10 protein-coding genes and 2 pseudogenes are annotated in these 16,329 nt (G+C 61.9%); 6 read left to right on the top strand and 6 right to left on the bottom strand.

The window, feature by feature from the left end:
- Positions 1–262: 262 nt before the first annotated feature.
- On the bottom strand, positions 263–2,071 hold the full coding sequence (gene oadA, locus M1B35_RS03010; protein WP_268261182.1) for a sodium-extruding oxaloacetate decarboxylase subunit alpha: 1,809 nt from the start codon (positions 2,069–2,071) through the stop codon (positions 263–265).
- A 102-nt stretch (positions 2,072–2,173) separates the two neighbouring features.
- Positions 2,174–3,589, bottom strand: a complete 1,416-nt coding sequence (locus tag M1B35_RS03005; RefSeq protein ID WP_123327919.1) for an acetyl-CoA carboxylase biotin carboxylase subunit — start codon at positions 3,587–3,589, stop codon at positions 2,174–2,176.
- Between the two features lie 190 nt (positions 3,590–3,779).
- Here M1B35_RS03005 and M1B35_RS03000 point away from each other — a divergent pair.
- Positions 3,780–4,741, top strand: a pseudogene (locus M1B35_RS03000) (LysR family transcriptional regulator).
- Here the strand turns inward: M1B35_RS03000 and M1B35_RS02995 are convergent.
- The 3 genes from M1B35_RS02995 to M1B35_RS02985 form a co-directional block, all read right to left on the bottom strand.
- Positions 4,683–4,895, bottom strand: coding sequence for a PA3496 family putative envelope integrity protein (locus M1B35_RS02995; protein WP_123327921.1), 213 nt, complete (start codon positions 4,893–4,895; stop codon positions 4,683–4,685). The pseudogene M1B35_RS03000 and the gene M1B35_RS02995 overlap by 59 nt on opposite strands.
- 177 nt (positions 4,896–5,072) lie before the next feature.
- On the bottom strand, positions 5,073–5,939 hold the full coding sequence (gene hexR / locus M1B35_RS02990; RefSeq protein WP_011064325.1) for a transcriptional regulator HexR: 867 nt from the start codon (positions 5,937–5,939) through the stop codon (positions 5,073–5,075).
- A 150-nt stretch (positions 5,940–6,089) separates the two neighbouring features.
- On the bottom strand, positions 6,090–8,960 hold the full coding sequence (locus M1B35_RS02985) for a GGDEF domain-containing phosphodiesterase (RefSeq protein WP_268261181.1): 2,871 nt from the start codon (positions 8,958–8,960) through the stop codon (positions 6,090–6,092).
- A 246-nt stretch (positions 8,961–9,206) separates the two neighbouring features.
- Here M1B35_RS02985 and uvrD point away from each other — a divergent pair, with 246 nt between their 5' ends.
- The 4 genes from uvrD to M1B35_RS02965 all read left to right on the top strand — a co-directional run bounded on the left by uvrD (position 9,207) and on the right by M1B35_RS02965 (position 13,536).
- Positions 9,207–11,390, top strand: a complete 2,184-nt coding sequence (gene uvrD / locus M1B35_RS02980) for a DNA helicase II (RefSeq protein WP_268261180.1) — start codon at positions 9,207–9,209, stop codon at positions 11,388–11,390.
- 112 nt (positions 11,391–11,502) lie between these two features.
- The gene (locus M1B35_RS02975) at positions 11,503–11,943 is read left to right on the top strand and encodes an EamA family transporter (protein WP_268261179.1); all 441 of its coding nucleotides are present in this window, start codon (positions 11,503–11,505) and stop codon (positions 11,941–11,943) included.
- Between the two features lie 174 nt (positions 11,944–12,117).
- Entirely contained in the window at positions 12,118–12,990 is an 873-nt protein-coding gene (locus M1B35_RS02970; RefSeq protein ID WP_123327925.1) for a Tim44 domain-containing protein, read from the top strand.
- Between the two features lie 138 nt (positions 12,991–13,128).
- On the top strand, positions 13,129–13,536 hold the full coding sequence (locus M1B35_RS02965; RefSeq protein WP_123328123.1) for an SMI1/KNR4 family protein: 408 nt from the start codon (positions 13,129–13,131) through the stop codon (positions 13,534–13,536).
- 67 nt (positions 13,537–13,603) lie between these two features.
- Here M1B35_RS02965 and M1B35_RS02960 read toward each other — a convergent pair.
- Positions 13,604–15,366: pseudogene (locus M1B35_RS02960) on the bottom strand (cation:proton antiporter).
- A gap of 290 nt (positions 15,367–15,656) precedes the next feature.
- On the opposite strand from M1B35_RS02960, the gene M1B35_RS02955 reads away from it, so the two are divergent.
- A complete protein-coding gene (locus M1B35_RS02955; RefSeq protein ID WP_123327927.1) occupies positions 15,657–16,139 on the top strand; it encodes an acyl-CoA thioesterase in 483 nt (160 codons plus the stop codon).
- Positions 16,140–16,329: the final 190 nt, after the last annotated feature.

The raw sequence follows: 16,329 nt of genomic DNA, 5'->3' as shown, positions 1-16,329 counted from the left end.
CCTCTTGCTGACGACACCCCTACCCGGCAGATATCACGCCCTCCGTAGGAGCCGGCTTGCCGGCGATGGGGCCCTCGAATCCGGACTCACACCCCAGGCCGCCATCGCTGGCAAGCCAGCTCCTACGCACCTCATGCTGGCGACGCCCCTACCCGGCGGATATCACGTCCTCCCTGCAACCGGCTTGCTGGCAATATTGCGGGCGAAAAAAAAGGGGGGCACATGCCCCCCGAGGTAAAACGTTGCAGATGAAGGTCTGGAATCAGCCTTCGATCTCGATCAGTACTTCACCCGGGTTGACCCGGTCGCCCTTGGCCACGTGAATGGCGGTGACCTTGCCCGCAATCACCGCCTGGACTTCGGTTTCCATCTTCATGGCTTCGGTGATCAGCACGGCCTGGCCGGCCTTGACCACGTCGCCTTCCTTGACCAGCACATCAACGATGTTGCCCGGCATGGTGGTGCTGACGTGGCCCGGTTCGCTGGCCTGCTTGCGCTTGCTGCTGCCACCGCCGACGAATTCGTTGAGCGGTTCGAACACCACTTCTTCCGGCATGCCGTCGATGGACAGGTAGAAGTGACGCTTGCCTTCAGCCTTGACCCCGACACCGGTGATGTCCACACGGTAGGTTTCGCCGTGCACGTCGATGACGAACTCGGTCGGCACACCCTCGCCACCCGGCTTGCTCACACCGCCCGCTTCCGGGATTGGCAGCAGCACTTCCGGCGCCAGGGTGCCGGCTTCGCGTTCTTCGAGGAACTTGCGCCCAATGTCCGGGAACATGGCGTAGGTCAGCACGTCTTCTTCGGACTTGGCCAAGGTGCCAATTTCGCCGCGCAGCTTGGTCATTTCCGGCTTCAGCAGGTCGGCCGGACGAACGTCGATCACCTCTTCGCTGCCGATGGCCTGGCGTCGCAGTTTCACGTCCACTTCGCCCGGCGCCTTGCCGTAGCCGCCTTGCAGGTAGAGCTTCACTTCGTTGGTGATGGTCTTGTAGCGCTCGCCGGCCAGTACGTTGAAGAACGCCTGGGTGCCGACGATCTGCGAGGTCGGGGTTACCAGCGGCGGGTAACCGAGGTCGTGGCGCACCCGCGGGATCTCGGCCAGCACTTCGCCCATGCGGTTCAGGGCGCCCTGTTCCTTGAGCTGGTTGGCCAGGTTGGAAATCATCCCGCCCGGTACCTGGTTGACTTGCACCCGGGTGTCGACCGCGGTGAACTCGCTTTCGAACTGGTGGTACTTCTTGCGCACGGCGTAGAAGTACAGGCCGATCTCTTGCAGCAGTTCCAGGTCCAGGCCGGTGTCGAACTCGCTGCCTTTAAGGGCCGCGACCATGGACTCGGTGCCCGGGTGGCTGGTGCCCCAGGCAAAGCTGGAGATGGCGGTGTCGATGTGGTCGGCACCGTTCTCGATGGCCTTGAGCTGGCACATCGCGGCCAGGCCGGCGGTGTCGTGGGAGTGGATAAACACCGGCAACGACAGCTCGCTTTTCAGCGCCTTGACCAGCTCGCCGGTGGCGTAGGGGGTCAGCAGGCCGGCCATGTCCTTGATCGCGATGGAGTCGCAACCCATGGCTTCCATCTGCTTGCCCTGGGCCACGAAGGCCTCGATGGTGTGCACTGGGCTGGTGGTGTAGGCGATGGTGCCCTGGGCGTGCTTACCGGCAGCTTTCACCGCTTCGATGGCCACCCGCAGGTTACGCACGTCGTTCATGGCGTCGAAGATACGGAACACGTCGATGCCGTTGACCGCCGCCTTGGCCACAAACGCCCGGACCACATCGTCGCTGTAGTGACGGTAGCCCAGCAGGTTCTGGCCACGCAGGAGCATTTGCAGGCGCGTGTTAGGCAGCGCGGCGCGCAGCTTGCGCAGACGCTCCCACGGGTCTTCTTTGAGAAACCGCACACAGGCGTCGAAGGTCGCGCCGCCCCAGCATTCCAGCGACCAGTAGCCGACTTTGTCGAGCTTGTCGCAGATCGGCAGCATGTCTTCGGTGCGCATGCGGGTGGCCAGAAGCGATTGGTGGGCATCTCGCAGGATGGTGTCGGTTACGAAGATTTTCTTGGACATATTAGGATCTCCTCATAGCGGCAAGCTTAAAGCTACAAGCTGCAAGCAAAAGCCTATCGGCCCTGACTTGGCGCTTGCCGCTGAAAGCTTGCCGCTTTTTATTCATAAGCCTGCGTGGGCGGCGATGGCGGCAGCGATGGCCAGGGCCAGCTCTTCGGGTTTGCGCTTGATCGAGTAGTTGGTCAGTTCAGGGTGGCTTTCAACGAAGCTGGTATTGAACTGGCCGCTACGGAATTCCGGGTTGCGCAGGATTTCCTGGTAATAGGCGGCGGTGGTCTTCACCCCCTGCAGACGCATGTCGTCCAGGGCCCGCAGGCCACGGTCCATCGCCTCTTCCCAGGTCAGGGCCCAGACCACCAGCTTCAGGCACATGGAGTCGTAGAACGGCGGAATGGTGTAGCCGGTGTAGATCGCCGTGTCGGTGCGCACGCCGGGGCCGCCGGGCGCGTAATAACGGGTGATCTTGCCGAAGCTGGGCAGGAAGTTGTTCTTCGGGTCTTCGGCGTTGATGCGGAACTGCAACGCGAAACCACGGTGATGGATGTCTTCCTGCTTGACCGACAGCGGCAGGCCGGAGGCGATGCGGATCTGTTCACGAACGATGTCGATGCCGGTGATTTCTTCGGTGATGGTGTGTTCCACCTGCACCCGGGTGTTCATCTCCATGAAGTACACCTCGCCCTCGGCGAGCAGGAACTCCACGGTGCCGGCGTTCTCGTAGCCCACGGCCTTGGCCGCGCGCACCGACAGGTCGCCGATGTAGGCGCGCTGCTCCGGGGTCAGTTGCGGGCTGGGGGCGATCTCGATGAGCTTCTGGTTGCGGCGCTGGATCGAGCAGTCACGCTCGAACAGGTGCACCACGTTGCCAAAGCTGTCACCGAGAATCTGCGCCTCGATGTGCTTGGGATTGACGATGCATTTTTCCAGGAACACTTCCGCCGAACCGAAGGCCTTGGTGGCTTCGGAAATCACCCGGGGGAAGGCTTGTTCGAGTTCTTCACGGCTGTTGCAACGACGAATGCCGCGACCGCCGCCACCGGAGGTGGCCTTGAGCATCACCGGATAACCGATGCGATCGCCTTCGGTCAGGGCTTCGGCAATGTCTGCTACGTTGCCTTCGGTGCCCGGGGTGACGGGCACGCCGGCCTTGATCATGCTGCGGCGGGCTTCGGTCTTGTCGCCCATGCGCCGGATCACTTCCGCCGACGGGCCAATGAACTTGATCCCGCGTTCAGCGCAGATGTCCGCCAGCTCGGCATTTTCCGAGAGAAAACCGTAGCCGGGGTGCAAGGCGTCGCAGCCGGTTTCCACAGCCAGGTTCACCAGCTTGCGCGGGTTGAGGTAGCCGGCCAGAGGTTCGGCACCGATGCTGTGGGCCTCATCAGCGCGCTTCACATGCAAGGCATGGCGATCGGCGTCGGAGAAGATTGCGACCGAGCGAATGCCCATCTCGGCGCAAGCACGCACGATTCGTACGGCAATCTCACCACGGTTGGCAATCAGGATCTTTTTTATCACTTGGAGGTTCCCTTGAGCCGTTGGCACAGACGACCCGCTAGACCGAGTCGGCGCATGACTAAATGTTTCAAGCCAGTCGCCCAACCACACTAGCGGCCGCGATGGATTAACAAAAATCAATAATTATTGGGTCGTGCATAAGCAAAGACTTATAGTTGCGGCTTGAGCCTTGGGTGCGGGAGTAAAAATAATTCGTAAGTCATTGATGCGTATGACATTGCGTCAACTTCAGGTTTTCAATGAAGTGTGCGATTTGCGCTCCTACAGCCGAGCGGCCGAGGAAATGTCCCTCACTCAGCCGGCCGTCAGCCTGCAGATTCGCCAGTTGGAAGAGCTGGTCGGCCAGCCGCTGTTCGATTACGTCGGCAAAAAACTCTACATGACCGAGGCGCCGAAGCCCTGCAACGGGCCAGCCGGGATATTTTCGGGCGCCTGGAAAACCTCGACATGCAGCTCTCGGACATGCAGGGATCGCTGCAAGGCCAACTCAAGCTGGCGGTGGAGTCGAGCGCCAAGTACTTCGTGCCGCACCTGTTCGCCGCGTTCAAGCGCCAGCACCCGGAAGTGAACCTGCAACTCACGGTGGTCAACCGCGGCCAGGTGATTCGCCGTCTTTCCGACAACCGCGATGACTTGGTGATCATGTCCATGGTCCCGCAAGACATGGGCCTGGAATTCCTGCCGTTCCTCAACAACCCGATCGTTGCCGTGGCCCCGCCGGACCACCCGCTGTGCCACTTGGGGCCACTGCGCCTGCAAGACCTGGAACCCTACAACCTGCTGGTGCGGGAACAGGGTTCCGGCACGCGCCTGGCCTGCGAGGAATACTTCAAGGAAAAACGCGTGCACTTCACCCAGACCCTGGAAGTGTCGTCGGCCGAAGCCCAGCGCGAGTGTGTGCGAGCGGGTCTGGGCGTGGCCTTGTTGACGCGCCACGCCCTGAACCTAGAGTTGGCGACGGGGGGACTCATCGAGTTGCCCGTCGAAGAGCTGCCGTTGTACCGCAGCTGGTGCCTGGTGCAGGCCAAGGCTAAACGCCTGTCACCGGTGGCGCATGCGTTCCTGGGGTTTATCCGCAGCGAACGGGTGCAGATCAGCGGGTTGGTTGAGCGTTTCGACGGGAAGCTGCCGGCGCGGCCTGCCAGTAGTTGATGGCTTCAAGCTCCGGGTAATCGTTGATTTCCTGCTGCAACTGGCGCAGCTCACAACGGTGTTCAATCGCGCGTCGGAACTCCATGCGACGCTGGTCTTCCTGCTGACGGCGGGTTTTTACAACGCTGTTGCTTTCTTCGTAAGGCCGGGCCATTTCGAGTCTCCCAATGCGAGTACGGGAGTTTCACGATGGACGCAGGGCGTTACGGTTTAACGGCGCGCCCATGACAGGACGATGAATATTGCGCCGGGCCTCTCTTACGATCGCGCCCTTGTAGGAGCCGGCTCGCCGGCGATATCAATCCCAACCCCCCTACCGCCAGCAAGCGGCTCAATCATCCAGGGCTTTGACCGACTTGGGTGACAGGCGCAGGCTGCGCAAGCTGCGCTTGACGCTCTTGAGGTGGTTGACCAGGCTCGGGCCGCGGGCCATGGCCACGCCCATCGCCAACACGTCGATCACCACCAGGTGGGCGATACGCGAGGTCAGCGGGGTGTAGATTTCGGTGTCTTCGTGCACATCGATCGCCAAGTTGACCGTGGACAGCTCGGCCAATGGCGTCTGGCTCGGGCACAGGGTGATCAGCGAGGCGCCGCTTTCACGCACCAGGTTGGCGGTGATCAGCAGGTCCTTGGAGCGCCCGGATTGGGAAATGCAGATCGCCACATCGGTGGGCTTGAGGGTCACGGCCGACATCGCCTGCATGTGCGGGTCGGAATAGGCCGCTGCGGTCAGCAGCAGGCGAAAGAACTTGTGCTGGGCATCCGCCGCCACTGCGCCCGACGCGCCGAAACCGTAGAACTCAACACGCTGGGCCTGGGACATGGCGGTCACCGCCTGCTGCAACGCCACCGGGTCGAGTTTCTCGCGAACCTCCATCAGGGTGTGCAGGGTGGTGTCGAAGATTTTCAGGCTGTAGTCAGCGACCGAATCATCTTCATGGATCGCGAACTGGCCAAAGCTGGCACCCGCCGCCAGGCTCTGCGCCAATTTGAGCTTGAGATCCTGAAAACCCGAGCAACCGATGGCGCGACAGAAGCGCACGATGGTCGGCTCGCTGATGCCCACGCTATGGGCCAGGTCAGCCATGGAACTGTGCATCACCGCCGCCGGATCGAGCAGCACATGGTCTGCGACCTTGAGCTCCGATTTGCGTAACAGGTGACGGGACTGGGCAATGTGCTGCAACAGATTCAAAGGGCTGGACTCATTGTTATGGGCAGACGCCAGGGATGTAGCAAGCTTGTAGTTATACTACAAGAAATGGCTTTTTGCCCGCTCAATACACAACTCGACATCCTTGACGCCCGCTGTTTTAGCGCTCGGGCGCCTTGTAGCCATGGGCGCCTACAAGGCTTGGGAATCGGCCCTGAGCAACTGCGCCAGGCCCTCGGCCTCCACTGGGCGGCTAATCAGATAGCCCTGCACTTCATCGCAATGTTCACGCTTGAGGAAGGCCAATTGCCCGGGGTGCTCCACCCCTTCGGCTACCACTTTCAACGACAGACCGTGGGCCATGGCGATGATCGCCCGGGTGATCGCGGCGTCCTCGCTGCCTTCGGCCAGGCCGCGAATAAACGCCTGGTCGATCTTCACGTAATCCACCGGAATACGCTTGAGGTAACTCAAGGACGAATAGCCCGTGCCAAAGTCGTCGATCGCCAACTTGACCCCCAGGTTACGCAGTTGCTGGAAGGTGGCAATGATGTGTTCGACGCTGTCGAGCAACTGGCTCTCGGTCAGCTCCAGTTCAAGGAGGTGCGGGTCCAGCCCGCTCTCTTCGAGGACCTGGCGCACCAGGCTGACCAACTTGCCCTGGCGCAGCTGATGCACCGACAGGTTCACCGACACGCGGATCGGCGGCAGCCCCTGGCGCTGCCATTCACAGGCCTGCCAGCAAGCCTGGCGCAGTACGAATTCGCCGATGGGCCCGATCAGGCCGGTCTCTTCCGCCAGGCCGATAAAATCCCCCGGGGGAATCCGCCCCATGGTCGGGTGGTCCCAGCGCACCAAGGCCTCGGCAGCGTTCAGCTTGCCGGTGGCCAGGCACAGCTTGGGTTGATAGAAGACCTTCAACTGGTGCTCGTCGATGGCTTTGCGCAGCTGGTTTTCCAACTGCAGGCGCTCCAACGTGCTGGCTTGCAGGTTCTCGGTGTAGAACTGGAAATTGTTCCCGCCCAAGTGCTTGGCGTGCTGCATGGCCATGTTCGACTGGCTGACCAGGGCAGAAATGTCCCGCGCACTGTCCGGCAACATGCTGATGCCGATGGACGCGCTGACCACCAATTCATGGCCTTCCACAATGAGCGGCAGGCGCAGTTTGCTCAGCAACCGCGTGGCGACCCGGGTCAGGCTCGACAGGCTGCCGTAGGCATCGAACAGCACGGCGAATTCATCCCCGGACAACCGGGCAATGGTGTCGGCTTCGGGCAAGGCATTGGTCAGGCGCCGGGCCATCTTCTGCAGCAACTGGTCGGCCATCTCGTGGCCCAGGCTGTCGTTGAGCAGCTTGAAGCGGTCCAGGTCGATATGCAGCAAAGCCAGGCTGCGCCCGCCCTGGCGTACCCGTTGATGGGCTTCGCTGAGGCGCTCGCGAAACAGCGAACGGTTGGCCAGGCCTGTGAGTTCGTCGTAGTGGGTCAAGTAGCGCATGCGCTCTTCGGACTCGCGCCGCGCCGAAAGATCGGCGTAGAAGCCGACGATATGCCGCACTTTGCCCCGCTTATCGCGCACCACATTGAGTTGCAGCCATTGCGGGTACAATTCGCCGTTCTTACGCGCCTCCACCAACTCGCCCTGCCAACTGCCGTGCTGCTCCAGAGCCTGGTGGATCATGCTGAAGTGCCGACGCGCGTCGCGGCTGCACGGCAGCTCCAGCACATTGCGCCCGAGCATGTCTTCGATCTGATAACCGGTGACACGGCTGAACGCTTGATTGACTGCGAGCAAGGCGTAGTCCGGGTCGAAAATCACGATGCCTTCGCTTGCCGCCTCGAACACCGTGGCCGCCAAGTCGCGCTGGGCTTCCAGCTCCTTGCTGGCGCTGATGTCCCGTCGCGTGCCGAGCATCCGCGTGACCCGCCCGCTGGCGCTGCGCTCCACCGCCCGCCCACGGTCCTCGATCCACACCCAGTGCCCGGCGCCGTGCCGCACCCGGTACTCCACTTGATAATCCTCGCTGCGGCCCTTGAGGTGCTCCACCAGGGCGCGCTTGAGCAGCGGCAGGTCCTCGGGATGCAGCCGCGGCTTGAGGTGGCTGAGCATGGCAGTGACGTATTCCGGCTCCAGCCCGAACAGCTCTTTGACATGGCTGTGGTGCACTTCATCGGTCTGCAGGTTCCAGTCCCACAGCCCCAGCTCACTGGCTTTCAGGGCCAGGGCCAGGCGCGCTTCGCTTTTGCTCAAGGCCTGGTTGGCCGCGTCCAGCTCCAGGCTACGCTGGGCCACTCGTTGCTCAAGGCCAGCCTGGACTTCGCGCAGCTCATCCTCGGCGCGCCGGCGCTGTTCGATTTCCCGGGCCAATTCGCGGTTGAGCAGTTCACTGCGGCCCTGGGCGGTTTGCAGATGCTCGATCAGTGCCTGGTTCTGAAAACGTCGCAGCAGGCCATGCTGGATCAGCCGGTTGATCTGCCACGCCACCACGCTCAGGGACCCCAGCAGGATCAACCCCAGCCACCCCCAGCCGCGCTGCTGCTCATCACCGCCCCAGAACAGATAGCCGATGGCCGGCAGCAGGCAGGGCAAGGTAAAGGACAGGAAGGCCGGCAGGCTGACCGCATAGGCAACGCTGGCACTAAGGATGGCCGCGCCGATCAGGCCGAAGACCCAGGCTTGCTGGAGGAAGTTGTCGGTGGGCATCAAGGCAATGCCGGCACAAGCCAGGGTCAGGCCGCTGACCGTGGAGCCGAGCAGAAACATGCGCTGCCACACCGGCTGGGCCTGGCGACTGGGGATGGCGGAGTCGAACGCGGCGACCTGGATCACCCGCAGCGCCACCAGGGCCAGGAGCCAGACCATCCACACGCTGATCAGCAGATAACGCTCGGGACTCCACAGCAACCAGGCGCACACCAGGCCATTGAGCAGCATGAACAGGGTGGGCAGCAGCGAGCCTTGGTACAACAGGCGTGTGCGCTCCACGGCCATCTCCATGGCGTAATGCTGGCGAATCACCCGCGGCTCCACCAGGGGGCCGGACAGGCTGGGGTCAAGTGTCATAGGCAATGTTCTTATAATGGTGAGCCCGAAACGTCGCGGGAGCATACACAAGCAATGCGCCGGACCAAACTGCCCCACGTCATAAAAGTCGAGAAAACTCTCCGGTACCGCCACCCTCGCAAAACCCCAGGCCCAGACCGCCCCACGGCTGCAGGCAATGACCGACCGGTCGTCATCAAACACAGTTTTGTCGGTTAAACCCACGCCGGGTTTGCCCGGGGTCGTCCGGCCCCCTAGAATGCGCCGATGCGCGATGATCTCTCCCTCCTGTTGAACTCCCTCAACGATGCCCAACGCCAGGCCGTAGCTGCCTCCGTGGGTCGTCAGTTGGTCCTGGCCGGTGCTGGCTCCGGCAAAACCCGAGTGCTGGTGCACCGTATCGCCTGGTTGATCCAGGTCGAGAACGCGTCACCCCATTCGATCCTGTCGGTGACCTTCACCAACAAGGCCGCTGCCGAGATGCGCCATCGCATCGAGCAGTTGATGGGTATCAACCCGGCCGGCATGTGGGTCGGCACCTTCCACGGCCTGGCCCACCGCCTGCTGCGAGCGCACTGGCAAGAGGCCGGCCTGAGCCAGACCTTCCAGATTCTCGACAGCGACGACCAGCAACGCCTGGTCAAACGGGTGATCCGCGACCTGGGCCTGGACGAGCAGCGCTGGCCGGCCCGTCAGGCCCAGTGGTTTATCAACGGGCAGAAAGACGAAGGCCTGCGTCCGCAACACATCCAGGCCAGCGGTGACCTGTTCCTGGCCACCATGCGCAGCATTTATGAAGCCTATGAAGCCGCCTGCCAGCGCGCCGGGGTCATCGACTTCTCCGAACTGCTGCTGCGCGCCCTGGACCTGTGGCGCGACCACCCGGGCCTGCTGGCGCACTACCAGAAGCGCTTCCGCCATGTGCTGGTGGACGAGTTCCAAGACACCAACGCCGTGCAGTACGCCTGGTTGCGCCTGCTGGCCAAGGGCGGTGACAGCCTGATGGTGGTGGGCGACGACGACCAGTCGATCTACGGCTGGCGCGGCGCGAAAATCGAGAACATCCATCAGTACTCCGCCGACTTCCCGGACGCCGAAGTGATCCGCCTGGAGCAGAACTACCGCTCCACCGCCGGCATCCTCAAGGCCGCCAACGCCCTGATCGCCAACAACACCGGGCGCCTGGGCAAAGAGCTGTGGACCGACGGCAACGAAGGCGAGGCGATCAACCTCTACGCCGCCTTCAACGAACACGATGAAGCGCGCTACGTGGTGGAAACCATCGAAAGCGCAATCAAGACCGGCCTGGCCCGCAGCGATGTCGCCATTCTCTATCGCTCCAACGCCCAATCCCGGGTACTGGAAGAGGCCTTGCTGCGCGAACGCATTCCGTACCGCATCTATGGCGGCCAGCGCTTCTTCGAGCGTGCCGAAATCAAGAACGCCATGGCGTACCTGCGCTTGCTCGAAGGCCGCGGCAACGATGCGGCCCTGGAGCGGGTGATCAACGTGCCGGCCCGGGGCATTGGCGAGAAGACCGTCGAAGCCATCCGCGAACACGCACGCCACAGCGACGTGTCGATGTGGGAAGCCATGCGTCAGCTGGTGGCCAATAAAGGCCTGACCGGCCGCGCTGCCGGCGCCCTGGGTGCCTTTGTCGAGTTGATCGAGAACCTGGCGGCAAAAACCCTGGAAATGCCCCTGCACTTGATGACCCAGACCGTCATCGAGCAATCGGGGCTGATCGCCTACCACGAAGCGGAAAAAGGCGAGAAAGGCCAGGCCCGGGTGGAAAACCTTGAGGAACTGGTGAGTGCCGCGCGCAACTTCGAAAACACTGAAGAAGACGCCGACCTGACGCCCCTGGCCGCCTTCCTCGGCCACGCCTCCCTGGAGGCCGGCGACACCCAGGCCGACGAGCACGAAGACAGCGTGCAACTGATGACCCTGCACAGTGCCAAGGGCCTGGAATTCCCCTACGTGTTCCTGGTGGGCATGGAAGAGGGCCTGTTCCCCCACAAGATGAGCCTGGAAGAACCCGGCCGCCTTGAGGAAGAACGCCGCCTGGCCTACGTCGGCATCACTCGGGCGATGCAGAACCTGGTGATGACCTACGCTGAAACCCGACGCCTGTATGGCAGCGAAACCTACAATAAGGTGTCGCGTTTCGTTCGTGAGATTCCCAAAGGCCTGATTCAGGAAGTGCGCTTGTCCAACAGCGTCAGCCGCCCTTTCGGCGGCGGCCAACAGCAGAGCTCCAGCAGCCTGTTCGGTGGCTCGGTGATTCCGGAAACCGCCTTCAGCCTGGGGCAACAGGTTCGCCACTCAGTGTTCGGCGACGGCGTGATCCTCAACTTCGAAGGCGCTGGCGCCCAGGCCCGGGTGCAGGTGAACTTCAGCGAAGGCAGCAAGTGGCTGATGCTCGGCTACGCCAAACTGGAAGTCATCTAAAGCCATTGCCGTGGATTGGCTAGGGTGGGAACGGCACGGCGACGTGCCGTTTAACGGCCTTATCGCCGGCAAGCCGGCTCCTGCGGGCTAGGGCAACAATGGAAGCGCAATCATGGGCTCAGGCTTTTTTTCCTCGTGGACATTCTGGGCCCTGCTGTCGGCAACCTTCGCTGCATTGACGGCCATCTTCGCCAAAATCGGCATCGAGAACGTCAACTCCGACTTTGCTACCTTGTTGCGCACCGTGGTGGTGCTGGCCAGCCTGGCCTTGATTTTGTACGCCACGGGCCAATATCAATCCCTGGGATCGATCTCCGCGAAGAGCTACCTGTTTTTGCTGCTCTCGGGGCTCGCGACCGGCGCCTCCTGGCTGTGCTATTTCCGCGCCTTGAAACTCGGCCCCGCCTCGCTGGTGGCGCCGGTGGACAAACTCAGCGCGGTGTTCGTCGCCCTGATCGGCGTGCTGCTGCTCGGGGAGAAACTCGACCTGCGGCAATGGGGCGGCATCGGCCTGATCACCGCGGGCGTGGTGCTGCTGGCCTTGCGGCGCTGAAGCGCGGGACGCCTCCACCCGTTCAACGGACAAACCTAGACACGACCGCGCTGCACCTGCCGAAGCTGAACCCAGCCTGTCAGGCAAAAGCCCGAAACATTATGTCGCTAGCCACTGACACGTCACCTGTGCAACATGACGCGCCTGCCATCCACAAAATGGGAACCCCCCTTTATGAAACGTTTTCTTAGCATCGCCATGGCGCTGTGCATCGGCCTGACGATGAGCCTGGACGCCAACGCCAAACGCTTTGGTGGTGGCAAGAGCGCCGGCGCCGCGCCGACCCACCAGACTCGCCAAGCTGCACCAGCCACGCCTGGCGCACCGGCTGCTGCCGCCACTGCAGGTGCCGCTGGCGCCGCTGCCAAAGCCGGCGGTGCTTCGCGCTGGCTCGGCCCTCTGGCCGGTATCGCCGCTGGCGGCCTGCTGGCCTCCATGTTCATGGGCGACGGTTTCCAGGGCATGCAGATCTTCGACATCCTGATCATGGCGGTCATCGCCTTCCTGGTGTTCCGTTTCATCGCCGCACGTCGTCGCAAGCAGCAGGAGCAATTCGCTCCAGCCGGCCATGCGCCAATGCAGCGTGAAGCTTTCGAACCTCAGCAGCCAGCCCAGGCACCAGGCTCGATCTTCGGTGGCGCTTCGGCAGCCGCAGCCCGTCCGGTGATCAATGCCCCGGCCTGGTTCAACGAAGAGCGTTTCGTCGAAGCCGCACGCAACCACTTCCAGTCCCTGCAACAGCACTGGGACGCCAACGAAATGGACAAGATTGCCGAGTTCGTCACCCCGCAACTGCTGCAATTCCTCAAGCAGGAGCGCGCTGATCTGGGCGACAACTTCCAGTCGACCTACATCGACAACCTGAATGTGCAACTCGATGGCGTGGACGACCGTGCCGACAAGACCATCGCCACCCTGACCTTCAGTGGTGTGTCGAAGACCTCGCGTTTCGACCAAGGCGAAGTGTTCAGCGAAAGCTGGAACATGGAGCGCGCTCCAGGCGAAAACCAGCCTTGGCTGGTGGCAGGTATCCGCCAGAACGGCTGATCAATCCTGGTGTCACAGCAGTAGACAAAACCCCGACTCCGGTCGGGGTTTTGCATTTCGCAATTTGCAGTTATAGCGAGCTACTGTATAAACCGCCGTCATACAAACCGCGCCATAGAGCTAGAGAGGATGCAGGCCGTGGAAGAAGTCATCGAACAACTCCGTGAAGCCAATGAACCGGTGCCCGTTCCCCTGGAACTGCCGGATGAAGACCAACTGGTGGAAATTGAAGAACAACTGTTCATCAACATCCCCTTTGTCTTCAAAGAGTTCCTGTTGACCGTGAGCGATGTGGTCTACGGCAGCCTGGAGCCCGTGACGGTCACCGACCCGCAATCCCATACCTACCTACCGGAAGTGGCAGCGACCGCCTGGGACCTGGGCGTGCCGCGCGAGTTGATCCCTATCTGCCAGGACGGTGAGGATTACTACTGCGTCGAAGAAGATGGCACCGTGGTGCTGTGGTCCGGCGAAGAAGAGCTGATTACCGAAGAATCCTGGGAATCGGTGTGGCACTGGGCGCGGGATGTCTGGCTGGAAAGCTGATGACTGCGGAGCAGGTCGACCCTCTCGACCTGCTCCCTCCCATGCCTGGCGGGGGCGCTAGCGAGGCTCAGTGCCCCGTACCGTCCTTGTGGTTGTCGAGGGTTTCGATCAGCGCCACCTGCATCCGCGTATGCACCCGGATAAACCAGCGCCACAGCACCGCTGCCACCGCCGCCGCAACTACCGCGATCAACATCAGCAATTCGTTGGTCGGCAAAATGCTCGACGACAACGCCGACAACAGCAGGAAAATCACCAGCAACGACAGGATCGGGATCACCTCGGCAATCACTCGTCGTACCCGCTGGGTGTGCCGCCCGGCCATCTCTGCCTTGACTCCCATCTCCGCCAGCAGCATCGACAGCGCCTTGAGCTTGCGATAAGCGGCGATCAGGAACGGCAACGACAACAGCAGCGCCCCGCCCCAGATCACGGCCTTCTGCCAACTCGGATCACTGACCCAGTCCTGCATGTACCCGGCGATCCGCTGGGCAAAGAAGCCGCCAGAGAAGAAGATCGCCACCACCAGGGCCAGGTTGACCCCCACCTGCAACAGAATCCGCCGGATCATCGACGCCAGCAGCGCGCCCTCCCCCTGGGGCTGGATACTGCGCAGCCATTCACCGTACATGCCCAACACCCGGCCCAGGCGCTGGGGCATCACCGCCGCGAGCTTCTGCGACAGCGGATCGGCACCGCGGATCAGGTACGGCGTCAGCAACGTGGTGATGGCCGATACCGCCACCGCCACGGGATACAGGAAGTCGCTGGTGACCTGCAAGGTCATGCCCAGGGCCGCGATGATGAACGAAAATTCGCCAATCTGTGACAGCCCCATGCCCACGCGCAGCGAGGTACGTCCGTCGTTGCCGGCGATAAAGGCCCCCAGCCCGCAGGACAGCATCTTGCCCAGCACCACGGCAACGGTGATCACCGCGATGGGCCAGGCGTACTGCAGCAGAATCTGCGGGTCGATCATCAGCCGATGGCGACAAAGAAGATGGCGCTGAACATGTCGCGAACCGGCTCGATCAGGCGCTCGATCTTCAGCAACTGCCGGGATTCGGCCATGATCGCGCCAATCAGGAAGGCCCCCAGGACCATGCTGTACTCAAGCTTGACCACCAGCAGGCAGAAGCCGAAACACAGCCCCAGCACGGTGATCAGCAGCATCTCGTTGCTCTCGAACTTGGCCACGTAGGCCAGTAGCCGCGGTACCAGCAGAATGCCGATCACCAGGGCCACAATCATGAACAACGAGAGCTTGCCTACGGTGGAGAACACCTCGCCGGAGCTGACGGTGCCGCTCACGGCGATGCTCGAAAGCAAGGCGATGATGCCGATACCAAGGATGTCCTCGACGATCAGCACGCCGAAAATCAACTGGGCGAAGCGCTCGTTCTTCATCTTCAGGTCGTTGAGGGCCTTGACGATGATGGTGGTGGAAGAGATCGCCAGGATGGCCCCGAGGAACAGCGAATCCATGGTGTTCCAGTCGAACCAGCGGCCGATTTCGTAGCCGATCCAGATCATCAGGACGATTTCCAGGAACGCTGCGATAAACGCCGTGGCGCCGACCTTGAACAGTTTGCGCAGGCTGAACTCCAGCCCCAGGCAGAACATCAGGAAGATCACCCCCAGCTCGGCCAGGGTCTTGATGGTGTCTTCGTCATGAATCAGGCCGAACGGCGGTGTGTGCGGCCCGATGATAAAGCCGGCGACGATGTAGCCCAGGACCACGGGCTGTTTGAGCCGATGAAAGAGGATGGTCACCACGCCTGCGACCAACATGATCACTGCCAGGTCCTGAATAAAGCTGATGGCATGCATGGCGAAGATCTCCTTGAATTGCACTCGGATGCGATCGACCTATCCACAAGAATGATCTGAGATAGAGAAAGAAAAACCCCGATAGATGGTAAGAAAATGCCCTGGACCGGGCTTTTCGAAGGTTAACACCGGGACTTCCAGCAAAAAGCCGGTGCAATATATGGAAACAGATCCACAGTCGCGTGACGGCGAGCCACGGCCCGGCGTCCCGTTATCGATGGTTTGAAAATGCTGATCGAGCACCCACAGAGGTGCACCCGTCATCCCTGCCTACAACCCGTGAGTGTGCTATGGAACCCGGAAACGCCCAGCTGTCGATGACCGTATTGATGACCCCTGACATGGCCAACTTCTCTGGCAATGTCCACGGCGGCACCCTGCTCAAGTACCTCGACGAAGTCGCCTACGCCTGTGCCAGCCGCTATGCCGGCCGCTACGTGGTGACCCTGTCGGTGGACCAGGTGATCTTTCGCGAGCCGATCCATGTCGGCGAACTGGTGACCTTCCTGGCCTCGGTCAACTACACCGGCAACACCTCCATGGAAGTGGGGATCAAGGTCGTCACCGAGAACATCCGCGAGCGCTCGGTGCGCCACACCAACAGCTGCTTCTTCACCATGGTGGCGGTGGACGATCAGCGCAAACCGGCGGTGGTGCCACAGCTGCAGCCTCAGACCAGCGAAGACAAGCGCCGCTTCATGCAGGCCCAGCAACGCCGGCAGATCCGCCAGGAGCTGGAAAAGCGCTACCAGGAAATCAAGGGCGACGCCTAAGGCTCAGCCGCAACGCCTGACATTCGGGGCCAGGGACGGCCTCCTTGCAGCCCAACTGCGCCCCTTTCGCCTCGGCCTTCAGCGCCTCTGGCAGTGATCTTCGGTCATCTCGATTGGCCATTTCGATCCCCTTTTGACCACATAGAGGGTTATCCCCCCGCAGCCCCGCTGCCAGAATCGACGCACCGGC

Origin of the sequence: Pseudomonas morbosilactucae, from assembly GCF_023241665.1 — a bacterium.
GTDB lineage: Bacteria > Pseudomonadota > Gammaproteobacteria > Pseudomonadales > Pseudomonadaceae > Aquipseudomonas > Aquipseudomonas morbosilactucae.
Note: the sequence above shows the minus strand (reverse complement) of the source record. Positions and strands in the feature narration are given on the sequence as shown.

Coding starts and splice junctions, on each gene's coding strand:
- M1B35_RS02955 (WP_123327927.1), top strand. CDS start 15,657: ATGGAACCCGGAAACGCCCAGCTGTCGATGACCGTATTGATGACCCCT.
- uvrD (WP_268261180.1), top strand. CDS start 9,207: ATGCGCGATGATCTCTCCCTCCTGTTGAACTCCCTCAACGATGCCCAA.
- M1B35_RS02985 (WP_268261181.1), bottom strand. CDS start 8,960: ATGACACTTGACCCCAGCCTGTCCGGCCCCCTGGTGGAGCCGCGGGTG.
- M1B35_RS02970 (WP_123327925.1), top strand. CDS start 12,118: ATGAAACGTTTTCTTAGCATCGCCATGGCGCTGTGCATCGGCCTGACG.
- oadA (WP_268261182.1), bottom strand. CDS start 2,071: ATGTCCAAGAAAATCTTCGTAACCGACACCATCCTGCGAGATGCCCAC.
- M1B35_RS02975 (WP_268261179.1), top strand. CDS start 11,503: ATGGGCTCAGGCTTTTTTTCCTCGTGGACATTCTGGGCCCTGCTGTCG.
- M1B35_RS02995 (WP_123327921.1), bottom strand. CDS start 4,895: ATGGCCCGGCCTTACGAAGAAAGCAACAGCGTTGTAAAAACCCGCCGT.